The organism is Salmonella sp. SAL00672 (genome assembly GCF_046552175.1).
GTDB lineage: Bacteria > Pseudomonadota > Gammaproteobacteria > Enterobacterales > Enterobacteriaceae > Salmonella > Salmonella enterica.
The window spans coordinates 12,712-32,462 of the sequence record NZ_JBGDUQ010000018.1; the positions used below are offsets into that span (position 1 = coordinate 12,712).

Genomic DNA, 19,751 nt, shown 5'->3' on the forward strand with positions numbered 1-19,751 from the left:
TATCCCTCCACCAGCTTCATGCTGGATACCGAATTCCGGGTCGCTTGCCTACAAGGAAAGAAAATGCCAGCGATTATTTCATTAATCTATTTAATGTTTAGTCTTTTGGTATTTACAAAAAAGATAACCATTTCAAACGTTCTGTCCGCTTTTTTATTGTTTCTATCGTTATATATACTTCACCATAAATCATTACTTATATTTATTTATTGTCTTATTATTATTGTCGCCACCGTTATTCTTCATCAAGTCAAAACCAGCGCGGATAAAAAAGCCGTATTTTATTTTTCAATGCCATGCTGGCTCTTGATTTTATCTGTAATTATAAATTTAATGAATAAATGAATTATTTTTTCATGACTCTTGTTTCTCGTATTATTGGTGAAAAATCATTATCACTGGTTATATGAATAAATTGTCCAGTTTTTGCATTATATTTTGCCATCGCGCAGGGAATACTATTACCGCCGTTAGCCATAACAAATTTTGCTTTTGTATTACGATAAAGATTGACGCCAGGAATGGGGTCCTGACCGAATGTATAAGGCGTTGGGACACTTACATTATGTTTGTTTGAGAACCACTTTGCTAAAATCCCGTCAACGCCATTAACCGGCGTAATAAAAGTAGAGAATCCACAATACTCAAAATTGAATTTTTTACCATTGGGTTTCTTTTTTTCTGTAACATTAAATCCAAATGTGACTTTAAATTTATCCCATAAATCTAAGTTATTAAAGTCTATTGGCTCGCCATTATAAAATACCTGCTGTTCATACATTAAATGATAAACCTGTTTTATTGGTTGTTTACGCGGGAAATTTTAAATTATTAAATGGAATATTTAATTCCATTAAGGTCTTTGTTTGCTCTTATTACAGGAATTATAAATATGATGCCATTTCTGGAATAAAAATAAAGTTAATAAATTATTTATTTAATTGCTCACTAGTAGGATATTTATGTATCCATCGGTTAATGCTTAGTTTAACATCTTTTAGCTGACAGCGATTGCAACGCTAAAAAACATGTGCTAATAATCATCATGTAAAATATGTAATGAAGTAAGTATGGAGCATTTAATTGTTATGATCCTACCATTAAATAGATATGTTCCCGCGCTTTCAAAAAATGAATTGGTTAAAACTGTTACCGACAGGGACATTCAGTTTACAAGTTTTAATGGAAAAGATTATCCCTTGTGCTTTTTAGATGAGAAAACCCCTCTTCTTTTCCAGTGGTTTGAGCGGAATCCTGCTCGCTTTGGGAAAAATGATATACCTATAATTAACACAGAGAAAAACCCCTACCTTAACAATATCATTAAAGCAGCAACAATTGAAAAAGAACGTCTTATAGGTATTTTTGTAGATGGTGATTTTTTCCCGGGACAAAAGGATGCTTTTTCAAAACTTGAGTATGACTATGAAAACATAAAAGTCATATATAGAAATGATATTGACTTTAGCATGTACGATAAAAGATTATCAGAAATTTATATGGAAAATATTTCTAAGCAAGAGTCCATGCCAGAAGAAAAAAGGGATTGTCATTTACTGCAGCTATTGAAAAAAGAATTGAGTGATATTCAAGAGGGTAATGATTCATTAATTAAATCTTACTTACTGGATAAAGGCCATGGATGGTTTGATTTTTACAGGAATATGGCTATGTTAAAGGCTGGTCAGTTATTTTTGGAGGCGGATAAGGTTGGGTGTTATGATTTATCAACAAATAGTGGGTGTATATATCTCGATGCTGATATGATTATCACGGAAAAATTGGGGAGTATATATATTCCGGATGGAATCGCTGTTCATGTAGAAAGGATAGATGGCCGTGCTTCTATGGAAAACGGGATAATAGCTGTTGATCGCAATAACCACCCGGCTTTACTTGCTGGATTGGAAATAATGCATACTAAATTTGATGCTGATCCCTATTCTGATGGTGTATGTAATGGAATTAGAAAACATTTTAATTATTCTTTAAATGAAGATTATAATTCTTTTTGCGATTTTATTGAGTTTAAGCATGATAACATTATAATGAATACCAGTCAGTTTACGCAAAGTTCATGGGCGAGGCATGTGCAGTAGTGGAAATGGCAATAATCATGCTATTGAATACATAAAATATTGGCATAAACTATCAAGTTTCGGCGAAAAAATATTTGATGCTCAGTTTTCTCTACTACAACGCCACTTTAAAATCGCAGTGCTGTTCAGAACGGACATAAAAAAACGGGAGGCCGATAACAATCTCCCGTTTTTCGCATTACGTACTCGTTCGTGAAATATTAATGCGTTTACATACGAGTTCACCGAATTTGCGAAGCGCGCCCCAGCCAACTGTCCCAGTCTTTCCACACGGGCTGCAATCCTTGCGCGCTTAACGCGCTTGCTACGGTTTCAGGCCGACGGGCATCGTGGGGAGAAAACTGCTCCAGTTCCGGATGATCGTCAGCGTAGCCGCCGGGCTGCGTTTTTGAGAAGGCGCTGACGTTGTTGATTGCCAGAGGAATCACATGGTCTCGAAACCACGGCGATTCGCGGGTGGAGAGTGATAATTCAATTTCCGGCGCCAATAACCGGAAAGCGCAAATCGTTTGCACCAGTTGCTTTTCATCCATCACAGATGCGGGTTCCACACCGCCAGTACACGGACGCAGACGCGGGAAGGAAACAGAATAGCGACTCTGCCAGTAGTGTTTCTGCATCCACAACAGATGCTCCGCCACCATATAGCAATCCACCCGCCAGTTGTCCGACAGACCAATTAGCGCGCCAAGACCGATTTTGTCGATACCTGCCCGGCCTAACCGATCCGGCGTTTCCAGCCGCCAGAAAAAGTCCTGTTTCTTTCCCTTCAGGTGATGCTGTGCATAGATTGCCTCATGGTAAGTTTCCTGATAAACCATCACGCCATCGATCCCCAGCGTTTTGAGCTCCGCGTAGTTTTCTTGCGACAAGGGCTGGACTTCCATCTGTAATGATGAAAATTGACGGCGGATAGCCGGTAAATGGCGGCGAAAATAGTTCATTCCTACTTTGGCCTGATGTTCGCCAGTCACCAGCAACAGATGCTCAAAGCCCAGTTTACGGATAGCATCGCACTCCCTTTGAATATCCACCTCATCCAGCGTTTTACGCTTAATGCGGTTGCTCATCGAAAAACCGCAGTAGGTACAGTCATTGGCGCAGAGGTTTGAGAGATAAAGCGGCACGTAGAAACTGACGGTGTTGCCAAAGCGTTGTCGGGTCAGCCTTTGTGCCCGCTGCGCCATCGGTTCCAGATAATTGGCGGCGGCGGGGGAGAGCAACGCCATCAAATCGTCCCGGCTAAGATGTGCGGCGTTCAGCGCGCGCTCCACGTCGACGGCAGTTTTACCGTTGATGCGCAGGCGAATATCGTCCCACTCCAGTTGCCGCCAACGGTCGCTGAAGGTTTTCATGCTAACGCCTCCAGAAACCCGGTGAGCGGGCTGGTGGCGCTGGCGTAGGGGCTACGATTACCCGGCACCGCCTGGCGCGCCAGTACTCCCGCTTCTACAGCCAGGCGGAAAGCGGTTGCCATCATCACCGGATCGTCCGCCACGGCAATCGCCGTGTTGACCAGCACCGCATCAGCGCCCATTTCCAGCGCCTGCGCGGCATGGCTGGGCACGCCGATGCCCGCATCAACCACCACCGGCACGGTCGCCTGCTGGATAATAATCTCCAGCATCGCTTTGGTTTCCAGCCCCTGATTCGAACCGATAGGCGCGCCAAGCGGCATCACCGCCGCGCAGCCGACCTCTTCCAGCCGCTTGCACAAAACCGGATCCGCGCCGCAGTAGGGCAGCACCACAAAACCCTGCTTCACCAGCGCCTCGGCAGCTTTTAGCGTTTCGATCGGGTCCGGCAATAGCCAGCGGGCATCCGGATGGATTTCTAATTTCAGCCAGTGGGTGCCCAGCGCTTCACGCGCCAGTTGGGCGGCGAAGATCGCCTCTTCAGCGGTTTTCGCCCCGGAGGTATTGGGCAGCAGCGTGACGCCCGCTTCAATGAGCGGCGCCAGGATAGCGTCGTTATGCTGACGTAAATCCACGCGCTTCATCGCCAGCGTCACCAGTTGGCTGCCGGAGGCGCGAATCGCCTCGACCATCAGCTGCGACGAAGCAAATTTTCCGGTACCGGTGAACAGATGTGAATCAAACGTTTTGTCGGCAATACGTAACATATCAACCCCCTGCAATAACCTGAAAAAGTAGGATTTGGTCGCCTTCCTGCACGATTTGCTGCTGCCACTGCTCGCGCGGCAGGATCTGCTGATTGAGCGCCAACGCCGCGCCTGGTTTAAGCTGATTAAGCGTAGCGAGCAGGCTGCTGACGGTTTGTCCTTCGGCGCACTGCATCGGCTCGTCATTGAACTGAATCTGCATGTCGCCCTCCGCATACCGGACAGCCGCTGGCACGACGCAGCGCCAGGCTGCGCCACTGGCTGGTTTTACCGTCAAAGAGGCGTAGCTCTCCGCTGGGTGTCTCAACACCGCTGAGTAATTTAATCGCCTCCAGCGCCTGCAAGGTGCCCATCACGCCCACCACCGGACCGAGCACCCCAGCGGTGCGGCAGTTGCGTTCCGGCTCCACATCATCTGGCCACAGGCAGCGGTAACAGCCTTGTTCCCACGGCGGCGTGAGCACCATCAACTGACCGCCAAAGCCGACGGCGCTGGCGGTGATGAGTGGGATATTGAGCGCTACGCAGGCGGCGTTGATTTCCTGGCGCGTGGCCATGTTATCGGTACAGTCGAGCACCACGTCGGCTCGCGAGACCGCATGCCGGAGCACATCGCCTTTTAGTCGCTGCTGGAGCGAGACCAGTTCGATATCCGGGTTGAGCCGTGTCAGGCGCTGCTGGGCAACCTGAGATTTTGAACGCGCGATATCATCGGTGGTAAATAGAATCTGGCGCTGCAGATTGCTCAGATGAATATCGTCATCGTCTACCAGCGTCAGTTTGCCGATGCCCGCCCCCGCCAGATACAGCGCGGCAGGCGAACCCAATCCGCCTAAGCCGACAATCAATACATGGCTATTGAGCAACTTTTGCTGGCCTTCAATCGCGATATCGCCGAGCAGGATTTGCCGGCTGTAGCGCATAAAGTCACGGTCATTCATCGCCAACTCCCGCAATATCCAGTAACTGCGCGGTAGCGGCGCGCCAGTCGGCGGCCTGAGTAATAGCGCTGACCACGGCAATGCTGCCGACGCCGGTCGCCAGCACCGCCGGAGCGCGTTCCACACTGATGCCGCCAATCGCCACGGTGGGATAATCCGCCAGCCGGTCAATATGCCGCGCCAGCTGCGCCAGCCCCTGCGGGGCGGAAGGCATCTGTTTGGTTTGCGTGGGGAAGACATGACCCAGCGCGATATAAGAAGGCTTAGCGGCCAGCGCGATGTCTATCTCCATATCATCGTGAGTGGATACCCCCAGGCGTAACCCCGCCGCCTGAATCGCTTTCAGGTCGGTGGTTTCAAGGTCTTCCTGGCCCAGATGCACGCCGTAAGCGCGGTGTTTAATTGCCAGACGCCAGTAATCGTTGATAAACAGCCGGGCGTCATAACGACGCCCCAGTGCGATGGCGGCGATAACGTCGGCTTCCACCTCTTCATCGCGTTTATCTTTGATACGCAACTGGATCGTGCGCACGCCCGCCTCCAGCAGGCGCTCAATCCATGCAACGCTGTCCACCACCGGGTAAAGCCCGAGACGGAACGGCACGGTCGGGAAATCAGGCTGATACATCAGGCTTCCTCCCGCTTGAGATAGATTTCGCCGCCTTTGGCGCGGAAGTTTTCCGACATATCCGCCATGCCGACTTCGATGGTTTGTGCGGCGGCATAGTCGCGGACTTCCTGGCTGATTTTCATCGAGCAGAACTTCGGCCCGCACATGGAACAGAAGTGAGCGACCTTACCGGACTCCTGCGGTAGGGTTTCATCGTGATAAGCGCGGGCGGTGAACGGGTCGAGCGCGAGGTTAAACTGATCTTCCCAGCGGAATTCGAAGCGCGCTTTCGACATGGCGTTATCGCGGATCTGCGCGCCCGGATGGCCTTTCGCTAAGTCAGCGGCGTGGGCGGCTATTTTGTAGGTGATCAGCCCCTGCTTCACATCTTCTTTGTTCGGCAGGCCGAGATGCTCTTTCGGCGTGACGTAACACAGCATCGCACAACCGAACCAGCCGATCATCGCGGCGCCAATGCCGGAGGTGAAGTGGTCATAGCCCGGCGCGATGTCGGTGGTCAACGGCCCCAAAGTGTAGAACGGCGCTTCGTGGCAGCTCTCCAGCTCTTCGGTCATGTTGCGCTGAATCATCTGCATCGGCACGTGTCCCGGGCCTTCAATCATCACCTGCACGTCGTATTCCCAGGCGATTTTGGTCAGCTCGCCCAGGGTATGCAGCTCGGAGAACTGCGCTTCGTCGTTGGCGTCCTGAATTGAACCCGGACGCAGGCCATCGCCCAGCGACAAAGAGACGTCGTAGGCGGCACAGATTTCGCAGATCTCGCGGAAATGTTCGAACAGGAAGTTCTCTTTGTGATGGGAGAGACACCACTTCGCCATGATCGAACCGCCGCGCGAGACAATCCCGGTCAGGCGTTTGGCGGTCATCGGCACGTAGCGCAGCAGCACACCCGCGTGGATGGTGAAGTAGTCGACGCCCTGTTCGGCCTGCTCCAGCAGCGTGTCGCGGAACGCTTCCCAGGTGAGATCTTCGGCGATCCCGTTGACCTTCTCCAGCGCCTGGTAGATCGGGACGGTGCCGATCGGTACCGGGCTGTTACGCAGGATCCATTCGCGAGTTTCGTGGATATAGCGACCGGTGGAAAGATCCATTACCGTGTCCGCGCCCCAGCGGGTCGACCAGACCAGTTTTTCCACCTCTTCTTCGATGGAGGAGGTGACCGCCGAGTTGCCGATGTTGGCATTCACTTTGACCAGGAAGTTGCGGCCGATAATCATCGGCTCGGATTCCGGGTGGTTGATGTTGGCGGGAATAATCGCGCGGCCCGCGGCGACTTCATCACGCACGAATTCCGGCGTAATGTTTTCCGGCAGGCGCGCGCCAAAGTTCATGCCCGGATGCTGGTGGCGCAGCACTTCACTACGAATGCGCTCGCGGCCCATGTTTTCGCGGATGGCGATGAACTCCATTTCGGGAGTGACGATCCCCTTGCGGGCATAATGAAGTTGCGTCACGCGCTTGCCCGCTTTAGCGCGTTTCGGCGTCAGCAGGTCGGTAAAACGCAGATCGTCCAGGCCATCGTCGGCCAGACGTTCTCTGGTGTAAGCCGAGCTACGGTCGTCTAATTCTTCGCTATCGTTGCGTGCGTCAATCCACGGCTGGCGCAGTTTCGCCAGACCCTGCTGGACGTTAATCGCCACATCAGGATCGCCATACGGGCCGGAGGTGTCGTACACCGGCACGGCTTCGTTCTCTTCAAACTGCGGGTTGTCTTTACTGCCGCCGATAAGTGTCGGGCTAAGTTGAATTTCGCGCATCGGTACGCGAATATCATGCTGCGAACCGGTCACGTAGATGCGTTTCGAGTTGGGAAAGGCAGTCCCTTCCAGCGTATCGATAAAATGCTGGGCTTTAGCGCGCTGCTCGCGGCGGGTTAACGTTGTTGTAGACATAGCTCATTCCAAAAAATTAAGGACGTGGCTTGTCAGACGACGGATGGAGTAATGGATGTGCGCCGCCCGTAAAGGCAGCAGCATAAAGCAGAATTACTCTTGTTCCCTTCGCAGGTATTAACCTGATCAGGTTCCGCGGATCCCGAATTAACGGTCTCAGCCTTTTCCACTTCATCCTTCGCGCTGCCTCTTCGTTGGCTTCGTCCGCTCACTCCAGTCACTTACTTATGTAAGCTCCTGGAGATTCACCGACTTGCCGCCTTGACGCATCACGAACGCTTTTGTGGAAAATTAGCACTCCGACAAGATAACCGCCCCTCCGAAGAGGGGGCTGAAGTAAACTACCCGTTACTCGCGCAGAACTCAAGCGGGACGTTTGACTCTGGCGCCGTCGTGCATCGCGTCAAACACCAGCATAATCAGCTTGTCTTCCAGCACAAAGCGGGCTTCCAGCGCTTCGCCGATATCTGACAGAGCTTGTTGAAATTCGAGACAATTATCGTGATCGATGGCAGTTTCCAGGCTGGTGTCGTAATAATCCATAATGCGCTGCGTATTATCTTCCAGCAGCGGCCAGATTTTTGCCGCATGTAAAAGCTGACCGTTTCCTTCCAATTTATGGAGAATACGTTCATAAATACTGAAGTGCCCGGCGGAAAGGTAATCGACCAGGCTCTGACAAAAATTATCCAGCGCTTTTTCATTCAGCCGCATGTACGATTCTTTGCCAGGCTTAATGCCAACCAGGTTGTAGTAAGCCACGAGCAGGTGCTTACGTACATCCAGCCAGCGATCGACCAGTTTGTTGCTTCCGCCAACGCGCTCCGTCAGGTTTTCCAGCTGGTTTAGCATGATTGTCTCCGCAAGTTAGATAAAGGCTGCTCGCCATGAATGTAAAAATAATGTTAACAACATGCCAGTGAAGCAAAGGTAGTGCAAGAGCTATGGATCGTATAATTGAAAAATTAGAGAGTGGCTGGTGGATCGTCAGCCATGAACAAAAATTATGGTTGCCGTATGGGGAATTACCACACGGGCTGGCAGCAAATTTCGATCTTGTGGGGCAGCGCGCACTCCGGATAGGTGAATGGCAAGGCGAGCCCGTCTGGCTGGTGTTACAGCATCGACGCCATGATATGGGATCGGTTCGCCAGGTTATCGATCAGGATGCAGGGCTGTTCCAACTGGCGGGACGTGGCGTACAGTTGGCGGAGTTTTACCGATCGCATAAATTTTGCGGCTATTGCGGGCACCCTATGCACCCGAGTAAAACCGAATGGGCGATGCTGTGCAGCCATTGCCGCGAGCGTTACTACCCGCAAATCGCCCCTTGCATTATCGTCGCGATCCGCCGTGAGGATTCGATCCTCCTTGCCCAGCACGTTCGCCACCGCAACGGCGTGCATACCGTGCTGGCCGGGTTTGTTGAAGTCGGCGAAACCTTAGAACAGGCGGTCGCGCGAGAGGTAATGGAGGAGAGCGGGATTAAGGTGAAAAATCTGCGCTATGTGACTTCCCAGCCGTGGCCTTTCCCGCAGTCGTTGATGACCGCTTTTATGGCGGAGTATGACAGCGGCGAGATTGTCATCGACCCGAAAGAACTGTTGGAAGCAAATTGGTACCGTTATGACGATCTGCCGCTACTGCCGCCGCCGGGCACCGTCGCGCGCCGTTTGATCGAAGATACGGTGGCAATGTGTCGGGCTGAATATGATTGACATGTTACACTGGGCGCATCAACGCTAAAGGAATGTAAAAATGACCGAACTCAAAAACGATCGTTATCTACGTGCGCTGCTGCGCCAGCCCGTTGATGTTACGCCAGTGTGGATGATGCGCCAGGCGGGCCGTTATCTACCGGAGTACAAAGCCACTCGCGCTCAGGCGGGCGATTTTATGTCGCTGTGCAAAAATGCCGAACTGGCCTGCGAGGTCACTTTACAGCCGCTGCGCCGTTATCCGCTTGATGCGGCGATCCTTTTCTCGGATATCCTGACGATTCCGGACGCGATGGGCCTGGGGCTCTATTTTGAAGCCGGGGAAGGCCCGCGCTTTACGGCTCCTGTCACCTGCAAAGGCGATGTCGATAAGCTGCCCATTCCCGATCCGGAGGATGAACTGGGCTATGTGATGAATGCGGTACGGACCATCCGCCGCGAACTAAAAGGCGAGGTTCCGCTGATCGGCTTTTCCGGCAGCCCGTGGACGCTGGCGACTTACATGGTGGAAGGCGGCAGTAGCAAAGCCTTCACGGTGATTAAAAAGATGATGTACGCTGACCCGCAGGCGTTGCATCTGCTGCTGGATAAGTTGGCGAAAAGCGTCACGCTGTACCTCAACGCGCAGATTAAAGCGGGTGCGCAATCGGTGATGATTTTCGACACCTGGGGCGGCGTGCTGACTGGCCGCGATTACCAGCAGTTCTCCCTCTACTACATGCATAAAATCGTCGATGGCCTGCTGCGTGAAAACGACGGTCGCCGCGTGCCGGTAACGCTGTTCACTAAAGGTGGCGGTCAGTGGCTGGAGGCGATGGCGGAAACCGGCTGCGACGCGCTGGGTCTCGACTGGACGACAGATATCGCCGATGCGCGCCGTCGCGTTGGCCATAAAGTGGCGCTGCAGGGCAATATGGACCCCTCGATGCTGTATGCGCCGCCGGCACGGATCGAAGACGAGGTAGCGACTATACTTGCTGGTTTCGGTCAGGGAGAAGGGCACGTCTTTAATCTTGGACATGGCATCCATCAGGATGTGCCGCCAGAACATGCTGGCGCATTTGTGGAGGCAGTGCACCGACTTTCTGCGCAGTATCACAACTAAGGAGTTAGTATGGATCTCGCGTCGCTACGCGCTCAACAGATAGAACTTGCTTCATCGGTTTGCCGCGAAGATCGGTTGGACAAAGATCCGCCAGCGTTTATCGGCGGGGCGGACGTCGGTTTTGAGCAGGGGGGCGAGGTGACGCGGGCGGCGATGGTATTGTTGAAATATCCGTCGCTTGAACTGGTAGAGTACAAGGTGGCACGTATTGCCACCACCATGCCGTATATCCCCGGTTTTCTCTCTTTTCGTGAATATCCTGCGCTGCTGGCGGCGTGGGAACAGCTCTCGCAAAAGCCCGATTTGCTGTTTGTGGACGGTCATGGTATTTCGCATCCGCGTCGGCTTGGCGTCGCCAGTCATTTTGGACTGTTGGTGGACGTGCCGACCATCGGCGTAGCGAAAAAACGGCTATGCGGTAAATTTGAACCACTTTCCGCCGAACCTGGCGCACTTAGCCCCTTAATGGATAAAGGCGAGCAACTGGCGTGGGTATGGCGCAGCAAGGCGCGCTGTAATCCGCTGTTTATCGCGACAGGGCACCGGGTCAGTACTGACAGCGCGCTGGCGTGGGTACAGCGCTGTATGAAAGGGTATCGCCTGCCGGAGCCGACGCGCTGGGCGGATGCGGTCGCTTCCGGGCGTCCGGCGTTTGTTCGTTGGCAAGAAATTCAGCGCTGATTCAGGTAAACTGCCGCTAATTTCCGATTCGAGATTCCATCATGTTACAAAACCCGATTCATTTGCGTCTGGAGCGGCTGGAAAGCTGGCAGCACGTTACCTTTATGGCCTGCTTGTGCGAGCGCATGTACCCGAACTACGCCATGTTTTGCAAGCAGACGGAATTCGGCGACGGACAGATCTACCGTCGCATTCTGGATCTGATCTGGGAAACCCTGACGGTGAAAGATGCGAAGGTCAATTTCGATAGCCAACTGGAGAAGTTTGAAGAGGCGATTCCGGCAGCCGACGACTATGATCTGTACGGCGTTTACCCGGCGATTGATGCCTGCGTCGCATTAAGCGAATTAATGCATTCTCGTCTTAGCGGCGAAACGCTGGAACACGCTATTGAGGTTAGTAAGACTTCCATTACTACGGTAGCGATGTTGGAAATGACTCAGGCTGGTCGGGAAATGACCGATGAGGAGCTCAAAACGAACCCTGCCGTTGAACAGGAATGGGATATTCAGTGGGAAATATTCCGACTTTTAGCCGACTGCGAAGAACGTGATATTGAACTGATAAAAGGGCTCAGGGCAGACCTGCGCGAGGCTGGCGAGAGCAATATCGGTATAAATTTTCAGCAATGACACCAGAAAACGTGATTTAACGTCTGATTTGTCGTGCCATAAGGCTTCCCTTATGCCCCCCGTCTGGTCTACATTTGGGAGGCGAAAAAAAGTGGCTATCGGTGCGTGTATGCAGGAGAGTGCTTTTCTGGCATTTCCGTCGCACTCGATGCTTAGCAAGCGATAAACACATTGTAAGGATAACTTATGAACAAGACTCAACTGATTGATGTAATTGCAGACAAAGCAGAACTGTCCAAAACCCAGGCTAAAGCTGCTCTGGAATCCACTCTGGCTGCTATTACTGAGTCTCTGAAAGAAGGCGATGCTGTACAACTGGTTGGTTTCGGTACCTTCAAAGTGAACCACCGTGCTGAGCGCACTGGCCGTAACCCACAGACCGGTAAAGAAATCAAAATCGCCGCCGCTAACGTACCGGCGTTTGTTTCTGGTAAAGCTCTGAAAGACGCAGTTAAGTAAGACGCGTAGCTGTGAACAGTTTTATCGAAGGGGCTCGTCAGCCCCTTTTGTCTGTCTGGCGTCGCGCGTTTCTGTTTTCTGGCGCGCTGTTGCTGACTGCCTGCAGTCATAACGCTTCACCGCCTCCGTTTACTGCCAGCGGCTTTGCCGGCGATCACGGCGCGGTGCGTATCTGGCGTAAAGATACGAACGATGAAGTCCATCTGCTTTCTGTTTTTAGCCCGTGGCATAGCGGCAGCACGACGACCAGCGAATATCGTTGGCAGGGTGATACGCTTTCGCTTATTGAACTCAATATTTACAGCAAACCGCCAGAACATATTCGCGCGCGTTTCGACGCTCATGGCGAACTCAGTTTTATGCAGCGTGAAGTCGGGGGGCAGAAGCAGCAGCTTTCCAACGATCAGATTGCCTTGTATCGCTATCGCGCCGAACAAATCCGTCAGACCAGCGACGCCTTGCGCCTGGGGCGGGTCATACTACGCCAGGGACGCTGGCACGCCGACCATACGGTAACCACCTGTGAAGGTGAAACGCTGAAACCGGATCTGGATTCCTGGGCAATAAGCCACATTGAGCGCCGCCAGAACCACTCATCGGTAGAGGTGAGCGTAGCATGGCTGGAGGCGCCGGAAGGATCGCAACTTTTGCTGGTGGCGAATTCAGATTTCTGTCACTGGCAGCCGCAAGCGAAAACCTTTTGATGGAATACCGAATGGCGAAGCCGCCATTCGGTATACATGCTTTACCAGTTTCCCATACCCATATGACCGCCGCCGCGATGATAACCGCCGCCATAGCCGCCGCAACCGCCATAGCCCATTCCTGCGCCGCGTGGTATGCCAGCCTGCGCCATCGCGACATCCCGTTTCACGCGTTGCTCATCTAACTTCTGGCCTAATGACTCCATCTCTTTGGCAACCGCGTTAATTTTCGCAGTATCCGGCGAACTGGCGGTCAGTAGCGCGTTGTATTCATAACGTTTGGATATCAGTTGCTGGCGCAGCGCGCTGGTCTGCGTATAGTAATCATCATAAATCTTCTGCGCCGTCGCCTGCTGTTCCGTAGTTAACGGGCTACCTCCCTGTTGCCACATACCGTCATTGTTGCCCCAGTGATGCCCGGCGAAGGCGGCGCCGGAGCTCAGGGCCAAAAGAGAGAGGGCGATTAGCGCGATAGCTGATTTATTGTTCCGTTTCATTTTGCGTTCTCCTGTTGCTCATCTTATCCTCTCTCTTGCATCTTCCGTGCCAGGTAACTATTCCTTGTCGGGCAGCGAGTTAACCCGCTTCAGGCGGCAAAAAGCGAGTAAAAATGACTCGCATGACCCGCCTGGCGAGTCATTTTTACCCATCCGTATCCGAAAGGGTGTGCGGCAACGCGCGGTTATGCGGAGCGAAGAATGGCATGATCTCTGCTTAAGTAAGGAAAATAAAAACGAGCCGGGGAAGCCTGTGAGTTTTATACGATTACATAAAGATGCCGCTGCAACGTGGTTGAGTCGGCTGTTACCTGCGGCGATCTTCATTCTGGTGGGGCTATTTTCCATTATGGTCATTCGCGACTATGGCCGTGAGAGCGCTGCCGCCAGGCAGACGCTGCTGGAAAAGGGAAATGTACTCATTCGCGCTCTGGAGTCCGGCACGCGAGTAGGTATGGGAATGCGGATGCATCACGCGCAGCAGCAGACATTGCTGGAAGAGATGGCGGGTCAGCCAGGCGTGTTGTGGTTCGCCGTAACGGATGCGCAGGGGGTAATCATCACTCATAGCAACCCTGGCATGGTGGGCAAATCGCTCTATTCCGCATCTGAAATGCATCAACTAAACCCCGGGCCGCAGGAGCGTTGGCGGCGTGTCGACGTTGTTGCTAACGGCGAGACGGTGCCTGCGCTGGAAATTTACCGTCAGTTCCAGCCGCTTTTCGGTATGAGAGGTCACGGTATGAGGGGGCACGGCATGGCGCGTAGCGCCAATGACGACGAACCAGCGAAACAAACTATTTTTATTGCCTTTGACGCCAGCGAGCTGGCCGCGACACAGGCAAGGGAGTGGCGTAATACGCTGATTGTTTTGTCTGCGTTAGCGGCGGTGCTGTTGGCAACGTTACTGGCGTTTTTTTGGCATCAGCGTTATCAGCGCTCGCACAGAGAACTGCTTGATGCAATGAAGCGTAAAGAAAAGCTGGTGGCGATGGGGCATCTGGCGGCGGGCGTCGCGCACGAAATTCGTAACCCGCTCTCGTCCATCAAAGGGCTGGCGAAATACTTTGCCGAGCGCACGCCAGCCGGCGGCGAGTCGCATGAACTGGCGCAGGTGATGGCCAAAGAGGCCGACCGTTTGAACCGGGTGGTAAGCGAATTGCTCGAACTGGTAAAGCCCGCGCATCTGACGCTCCAGACGGTTAACCTCAATGATATTATTACTCACTCCCTGAATCTGGTCAGTCAGGATGCCCAAAGCAGAGAGATTCAGTTGAGATTCACGGCGAATGAGACGCTTAAGCGTATTCAGGCTGACCCGGACAGGCTGACTCAGGTGCTGTTGAATTTGTACCTGAACGCTATTCATGCGATTGGCCGCCAGGGAACGATTAGCGTAGAGGCAAAAGAAAGTGGGACCGACCGCGTTATCATCACTGTTACCGATAACGGGAAAGGGATCGCCCCGGATCAGCTGGAGGCGATTTTTACGCCTTATTTTACGACCAAAGCTGACGGGACAGGCCTGGGGCTGGCTGTGGTGCAAAATATCATCGAACAGCATGGCGGCGCGATTAAGGTGAAAAGTATTGAGGGTAAAGGCGCGGTCTTTACTATCTGGTTGCCAGTGATAGCGAGACAACAGGATTAACAAGGGTGATACGCGGAAAAATCGATATTCTGGTTGTGGATGATGATGTAAGCCACTGCACGATTTTACAGGCGCTGCTTCGGGGCTGGGGCTATAACGTCGCTCTGGCCTACAGTGGGCATGATGCGTTGGCTCAGGTGCGTGAGAAAGTCTTTGATCTGGTACTGTGCGATGTGCGTATGGCGGAGATGGACGGTATCGCCACGCTGAAGGAGATTAAAGCGCTCAATCCCGCCATTCCGATTTTGATTATGACGGCATTTTCCAGCGTGGAAACGGCGGTAGAGGCGTTGAAAGCCGGCGCGCTCGACTATTTAATTAAACCGCTGGATTTTGACCGTCTGCAGGAGACGCTGGAAAAGGCGTTGGCGCATACGCGGGAAACGGGCGCTGAATTGCCATCGGCGTCGGCTGCGCAGTTTGGCATGATTGGCAGCAGTCCGGCTATGCAACATTTACTGAATGAAATCGCGATGGTCGCACCATCAGACGCCACGGTATTGATTCACGGAGACTCCGGCACGGGTAAAGAGCTGGTGGCGCGGGCGCTACACGCTTGTAGCGCCAGGAGCGATAAACCGCTGGTCACGCTCAACTGCGCCGCGCTTAATGAATCGCTGCTGGAGTCTGAGCTGTTCGGACACGAAAAAGGGGCGTTTACCGGCGCGGATAAACGGCGGGAAGGGCGTTTTGTTGAAGCGGACGGCGGCACGTTATTTCTGGATGAGATTGGTGATATCACACCGCTGATGCAGGTACGGTTGCTGCGTGCAATACAGGAACGCGAAGTGCAGCGCGTGGGAAGTAACCAGACGATATCTGTGGATGTTCGGTTAATTGCCGCTACCCACCGCGACCTGGCGGAAGAGGTGAGTGCTGGTCGTTTTCGCCAGGATCTCTATTACCGCCTGAATGTGGTGGCGATTGAAATGCCTTCTTTGCGCCAGCGTCGGGAAGATATTCCGCTACTGGCAGACCATTTTCTGCGGCGTTTTGCCGAACGTAACCGAAAAGCGGTGAAGGGGTTTACGCCGCAGGCGATGGATCTGCTGATCCACTACGACTGGCCGGGCAATATCCGTGAGCTGGAAAACGCTATCGAGCGGGCGGTGGTGTTGCTGACGGGAGAATACATTTCTGAACGCGAATTGCCTCTCGCTATTGCCGCGACGCCGATAAAAACGGAATACAGTGGTGAGATCCAACCGCTGGTGGACGTCGAAAAAGAGGTGATTCTGGCTGCGCTGGAAAAAACGGGCGGCAACAAAACGGAAGCCGCCCGCCAATTGGGCATTACGCGCAAAACGCTGCTGGCTAAACTCAGCCGTTAGTTTTGCTCACGCTCAATGGCGCGCCAGCCGATGTCGTTACGGCTGAAGCTGCCGTCCCAGCGGATGTCGGTCATCAGGGCGTAAGCGCGTTTCTGCGCCTCAGCCACGGTGTGGCCCAGCGCGGTGGCGCACAGTACGCGACCGCCGCTGGTCAGCACACGGTCGTCATCGGCGAGTTTGGTGCCCGCGTGGAAAACCTTACCGTCAGCCACTTCTTCCAGCGGCAGGCCGTGGATCTCATCGCCAGTGTTGTAGTTGCCCGGATAACCGCCCGCGGCGATCACCACGCCTAATGAAGCGCGCTCGTCCCACTCGGAGGTTTTCTCATCCAGCTTGCCGTCGCAGGCGGCCAGGCAAAGATCCACCAGATCCGACTTCATGCGCAGCATGATCGGCTGGGTTTCCGGATCGCCGAAGCGGCAGTTGAACTCGATCACTTTTGGGTTGCCCTGCTTGTCGATCATCAGACCCGCGTACAGGAAGCCGGTATAGGTATTCCCTTCTGCCGCCATGCCTTTCACGGTTGGCCAGATGATCCGTTCCATGGTGCGCTGGTGGACTTCATCGGTCACCACTGGAGCCGGAGAGTAAGCCCCCATGCCGCCGGTGTTCGGGCCGGTATCGCCGTTGCCTACGCGTTTGTGATCCTGGCTGGTGGCCATCGGCAGCACGTGCTCGCCGTCGACCATCACGATAAAGCTCGCTTCTTCGCCGTCGAGGAACTCCTCAATCACGATACGGTGGCCCGCGTCGCCAAAGGCGTTGCCTGCCAGCATGTCATGAACGGCGGCTTCGGCTTCTTCCAGCGTCATCGCCACGATAACGCCTTTACCGGCAGCCAGACCGTCAGCTTTGATGACGATCGGCGCGCCTTTCTCACGCAGATAAGCCAGGGCTGGCTCAATCTCGGTGAAATTCTGGTATTCCGCCGTCGGAATCTGGTGACGAGCGAGGAAATCTTTGGTGAAGGCTTTGGAGCCTTCCAGTTGGGCGGCCCCTTCGGTTGGGCCAAAGATCTTCAGACCCGCCGCGCGGAACGCATCGACCACGCCAATCACCAGCGGCGCTTCCGGGCCAACGATGGTCAGGTCAATCTTCTCGTGCTGGGCAAAGCTCAGCAGCGCCGGAATATCGGTGACGCCGATAGCCACGTTCTGCAACGCAGGCTCCAGCGCGGTACCGGCGTTACCCGGTGCGACAAAAACGGTATCAACCAGCGGGGACTGTGCGGCTTTCCAGGCTAGCGCGTGTTCGCGCCCGCCGTTACCAATGACTAAAACTTTCATCGTCTGCTCCCTGAATTAATGGCGGAAGTGGCGCATGTCGGTGAAGATCATCGCAATGCCGTGTTCGTCGGCGGCGGCAATCACCTCTTCGTCACGAATCGAACCGCCAGGCTGGATAACGCAGCTCACGCCGACAGCGGCAGCGGCATCAATACCGTCACGGAACGGGAAGAACGCGTCGGAAGCCATGGCTGAACCTTTCACTTCCAGACCTTCGTCAGCCGCTTTAATCCCGGCGATTTTGGCAGAGTACACGCGGCTCATCTGGCCTGCGCCAATGCCGATAGTCATGTTCTCTTTGGCATAAACAATGGCGTTGGATTTCACGAACTTCGCAACGATCCAGCAGAACAGCGCATCGCGCAGTTCCTGCTCGGTCGGCTGGCGTTTGGAAACCACGCGCAGTTCAGCTTCGCTCACCATACCCAGATCCCTGTCCTGAACGAGCAGGCCGCCGTTAACGCGTTTGAAATCCAGGCCCGGAACGCGACTTGCCCATTGTCCGCAGGTCAGAACACGGACGTTCTGCTTGGCTGCGGTGATTTTCAGCGCTTCTTCGCTTGCGGATGGGGCGATGATCACTTCCACGAACTGACGGGAGATGATGGCCTGCGCGGTTTCGGCATCCAGCTCGCGGTTGAACGCGATGATGCCGCCGAATGCGGAGGTTGGGTCGGTTTTGTACGCACGGTCGTAAGCGTCGAGAATCGAGGTACTTACCGCCACGCCGCACGGGTTAGCGTGCTTGACGATCACGCAGGCTGGCTCGCTGAACGCTTTCACACACTCCAGCGCCGCGTCGGTATCAGCGATGTTGTTGTAGGAAAGCGCTTTGCCCTGAACCTGCTGTGCGGTGGCAACGGACGCTTCTTTCACATTCTCTTCTATATAGAAGGCAGCCTGCTGGTGGCTGTTCTCGCCATAGCGCATATCCTGCTTCTTAATGAAGTTCAGATTCAGCGTACGCGGGAAGCGACCGGCGGCTTCTTTGCTTTCACCGTGGTAGGCCGGAACCATGCTGCCGAAGTAGTTAGCGATCATGCTGTCGTAGGCGGCGGTGTGTTCGAAGGCTTTAATCGCGAGATCGAAACGGGTGTCGAGGGTCAGAGAACCTTCGTTAGCATCCATCTCTTTAATAATGGCGTCGTAGTCGCTGCTCTTCACCACGATGGCCACGTCTTTATGGTTCTTAGCAGCAGAGCGCACCATGGTCGGGCCGCCGATATCAATGTTCTCTACCGCATCTTCCAGCGAGCAGCCTTCGCGGGCAACGGTCTCGGCGAACGGATACAGGTTAACGACAACCATATCGATAGGGGCGATGTGGTGCTGTTCCATAATGGCATCGTCCTGGCCGCGGCGACCGAGGATGCCGCCGTGGACTTTTGGATGCAGGGTCTTTACGCGTCCATCCATCATTTCCGGGAAACCGGTGTAATCGGAAACTTCGGTCACCGGCAGGCCTTTTTCTGCTAACAGGCGGGCTGTGCCCCCCGTAGACAGCAGCTCCACACCGCGTGCGGAAAGTGCCTGGGCGAATTCGATGATACCGGCCTTGTCAGAAACACTGAGCAGAGCGCGGCGGACTGGACGACGTTGTTGCATGGTAAATCCCCTGGATTTGACGATTACAGAGAGCGTTAGCTGAATTTTTCGTGAAAAACTCAGCTAACGCCCCTTATGGGGCATTCTCATTTTGCGGCGACATTGTAACGAAAACGTTTGCGCAACGCTCGCGAATTTTTCTTTTTAAATTCTGGCCCCGCTTTTATCCCTGAAAGATCATTTGCAGAGTGAGAAGATCCAGGAGATGAACGCGCATTTTGTGGATAAGTCTGTGCGTAAATGGGTATAACCAGGGGTTTTGCTGGGGAATGCAGCAAACAGTCATTTTTCTGCAATTTTTCTATTGCGGTCAGCAGAGAACTCCCTATAATGCGCCTCCATCGACACGGCGGATGTGAATCACTTCACACAAACAGCCGGTCGGTTGAAGAGAAAA

The 19,751-nt window shown here is 53.4% G+C and carries 20 protein-coding genes, 1 pseudogene and 1 riboswitch; of the genes and pseudogenes, 10 read left to right on the forward strand and 11 right to left on the reverse strand.

Going from position 1 to position 19,751, the window contains the following annotated elements:
• Window positions 1–18 precede the first annotated feature (18 nt).
• Entirely contained in the window at window positions 19–345 is a 327-nt protein-coding gene (locus ACLJTG_RS23130) for a hypothetical protein (RefSeq protein ID WP_001654075.1), read from the forward strand.
• Window position 346: 1 nt separating this feature from the next.
• Here ACLJTG_RS23130 and ACLJTG_RS23135 read toward each other — a convergent pair.
• Window positions 347–690 (reverse strand): annotated as a pseudogene (locus tag ACLJTG_RS23135) (cytoplasmic protein).
• Window positions 691–1,070: 380 nt separating this feature from the next.
• Here ACLJTG_RS23135 and ACLJTG_RS23140 point away from each other — a divergent pair.
• Window positions 1,071–2,099 carry a type III secretion system effector arginine glycosyltransferase SseK1 gene (locus ACLJTG_RS23140; RefSeq protein ID WP_410959109.1) on the forward strand — a complete coding sequence of 343 codons (1,029 nt, stop codon included), beginning with the start codon at window positions 1,071–1,073 and terminating at the stop codon, window positions 2,097–2,099.
• Window positions 2,100–2,320: 221 nt separating this feature from the next.
• Here the strand turns inward: ACLJTG_RS23140 and thiH are convergent, their stop codons facing one another.
• From thiH to rsd, 7 genes are all read right to left on the reverse strand, one after another.
• A complete protein-coding gene (gene thiH / locus ACLJTG_RS23145; protein WP_198898406.1) occupies window positions 2,321–3,454 on the reverse strand; it encodes a 2-iminoacetate synthase ThiH in 1,134 nt (377 codons plus the stop codon).
• A complete protein-coding gene (gene thiG / locus ACLJTG_RS23150; RefSeq protein WP_000944069.1) occupies window positions 3,451–4,221 on the reverse strand; it encodes a thiazole synthase in 771 nt (256 codons plus the stop codon). Before thiG ends, thiH begins: the two co-directional genes overlap by 4 nt.
• 1 nt (window position 4,222) lies before the next feature.
• Window positions 4,223–4,423, reverse strand: a complete 201-nt coding sequence (gene thiS, locus ACLJTG_RS23155; protein ID WP_001166845.1) for a sulfur carrier protein ThiS — start codon at window positions 4,421–4,423, stop codon at window positions 4,223–4,225.
• Window positions 4,404–5,162 carry a HesA/MoeB/ThiF family protein gene (locus ACLJTG_RS23160; protein WP_000999770.1) on the reverse strand — a complete coding sequence of 253 codons (759 nt, stop codon included), beginning with the start codon at window positions 5,160–5,162 and terminating at the stop codon, window positions 4,404–4,406. The genes thiS and ACLJTG_RS23160 overlap by 20 nt, the downstream gene beginning before the upstream one ends.
• Complete coding sequence (gene thiE / locus ACLJTG_RS23165) at window positions 5,155–5,790, reverse strand: thiamine phosphate synthase (RefSeq protein ID WP_000284629.1); 636 nt, start codon at window positions 5,788–5,790, stop codon at window positions 5,155–5,157. The genes ACLJTG_RS23160 and thiE overlap by 8 nt, the downstream gene beginning before the upstream one ends.
• Complete coding sequence (gene thiC, locus ACLJTG_RS23170; RefSeq protein WP_111742520.1) at window positions 5,790–7,685, reverse strand: phosphomethylpyrimidine synthase ThiC; 1,896 nt, start codon at window positions 7,683–7,685, stop codon at window positions 5,790–5,792. Before thiC ends, thiE begins: the two co-directional genes overlap by 1 nt.
• Window positions 7,686–7,771: 86 nt before the next feature.
• Window positions 7,772–7,996: riboswitch (TPP riboswitch) on the reverse strand.
• A 52-nt stretch (window positions 7,997–8,048) separates the two neighbouring features.
• Entirely contained in the window at window positions 8,049–8,537 is a 489-nt protein-coding gene (rsd, locus tag ACLJTG_RS23175) for a sigma D regulator (RefSeq protein WP_000934317.1), read from the reverse strand.
• 92 nt (window positions 8,538–8,629) lie between these two features.
• Between rsd and nudC the strand changes: the two genes are divergently transcribed.
• The 6 genes from nudC (at window position 8,630) to ACLJTG_RS23205 (ending at window position 12,984) form a co-directional block, all read left to right on the forward strand.
• Entirely contained in the window at window positions 8,630–9,403 is a 774-nt protein-coding gene (nudC, locus tag ACLJTG_RS23180; protein WP_000373958.1) for an NAD(+) diphosphatase, read from the forward strand.
• Between the two features lie 40 nt (window positions 9,404–9,443).
• Window positions 9,444–10,508 (forward strand): uroporphyrinogen decarboxylase, encoded by a 1,065-nt coding sequence (gene hemE, locus ACLJTG_RS23185; protein WP_000137625.1) that lies wholly within the window; start codon window positions 9,444–9,446, stop codon window positions 10,506–10,508.
• Window positions 10,509–10,517: 9 nt separating this feature from the next.
• Window positions 10,518–11,189, forward strand: coding sequence for a deoxyribonuclease V (nfi, locus tag ACLJTG_RS23190; protein ID WP_000362359.1), 672 nt, complete (start codon window positions 10,518–10,520; stop codon window positions 11,187–11,189).
• Between the two features lie 41 nt (window positions 11,190–11,230).
• Window positions 11,231–11,821, forward strand: coding sequence for a YjaG family protein (locus tag ACLJTG_RS23195; RefSeq protein ID WP_000940092.1), 591 nt, complete (start codon window positions 11,231–11,233; stop codon window positions 11,819–11,821).
• A 186-nt stretch (window positions 11,822–12,007) separates the two neighbouring features.
• Window positions 12,008–12,280 carry a nucleoid-associated protein HU-alpha gene (gene hupA / locus ACLJTG_RS23200; RefSeq protein ID WP_001044509.1) on the forward strand — a complete coding sequence of 91 codons (273 nt, stop codon included), beginning with the start codon at window positions 12,008–12,010 and terminating at the stop codon, window positions 12,278–12,280.
• 11 nt (window positions 12,281–12,291) lie between these two features.
• On the forward strand, window positions 12,292–12,984 hold the full coding sequence (locus tag ACLJTG_RS23205; RefSeq protein ID WP_001083931.1) for a DUF1481 domain-containing protein: 693 nt from the start codon (window positions 12,292–12,294) through the stop codon (window positions 12,982–12,984).
• A 41-nt stretch (window positions 12,985–13,025) separates the two neighbouring features.
• Here the strand turns inward: ACLJTG_RS23205 and zraP are convergent, their stop codons facing one another.
• Window positions 13,026–13,481 (reverse strand): zinc resistance sensor/chaperone ZraP, encoded by a 456-nt coding sequence (zraP, locus tag ACLJTG_RS23210; RefSeq protein WP_000828129.1) that lies wholly within the window; start codon window positions 13,479–13,481, stop codon window positions 13,026–13,028.
• Window positions 13,482–13,734: 253 nt separating this feature from the next.
• Here zraP and zraS point away from each other — a divergent pair, with 253 nt between their 5' ends.
• Together zraS and zraR are read left to right on the forward strand one after the other, a co-directional pair.
• Window positions 13,735–15,132, forward strand: coding sequence for a two-component system sensor histidine kinase ZraS (gene zraS / locus ACLJTG_RS23215; RefSeq protein WP_024799049.1), 1,398 nt, complete (start codon window positions 13,735–13,737; stop codon window positions 15,130–15,132).
• Between the two features lie 5 nt (window positions 15,133–15,137).
• Window positions 15,138–16,463 (forward strand): sigma-54-dependent response regulator transcription factor ZraR, encoded by a 1,326-nt coding sequence (gene zraR / locus ACLJTG_RS23220; protein WP_000617936.1) that lies wholly within the window; start codon window positions 15,138–15,140, stop codon window positions 16,461–16,463.
• Here zraR and purD read toward each other — a convergent pair.
• Entirely contained in the window at window positions 16,460–17,749 is a 1,290-nt protein-coding gene (gene purD / locus ACLJTG_RS23225) for a phosphoribosylamine--glycine ligase (protein ID WP_000866765.1), read from the reverse strand. The two genes, zraR and purD, sit on opposite strands and share 4 nt — an antisense overlap.
• A gap of 15 nt (window positions 17,750–17,764) precedes the next feature.
• Window positions 17,765–19,354, reverse strand: a complete 1,590-nt coding sequence (gene purH / locus ACLJTG_RS23230) for a bifunctional phosphoribosylaminoimidazolecarboxamide formyltransferase/IMP cyclohydrolase (protein ID WP_198898407.1) — start codon at window positions 19,352–19,354, stop codon at window positions 17,765–17,767.
• Between the last annotated feature and the right edge of the window lie 397 nt (window positions 19,355–19,751).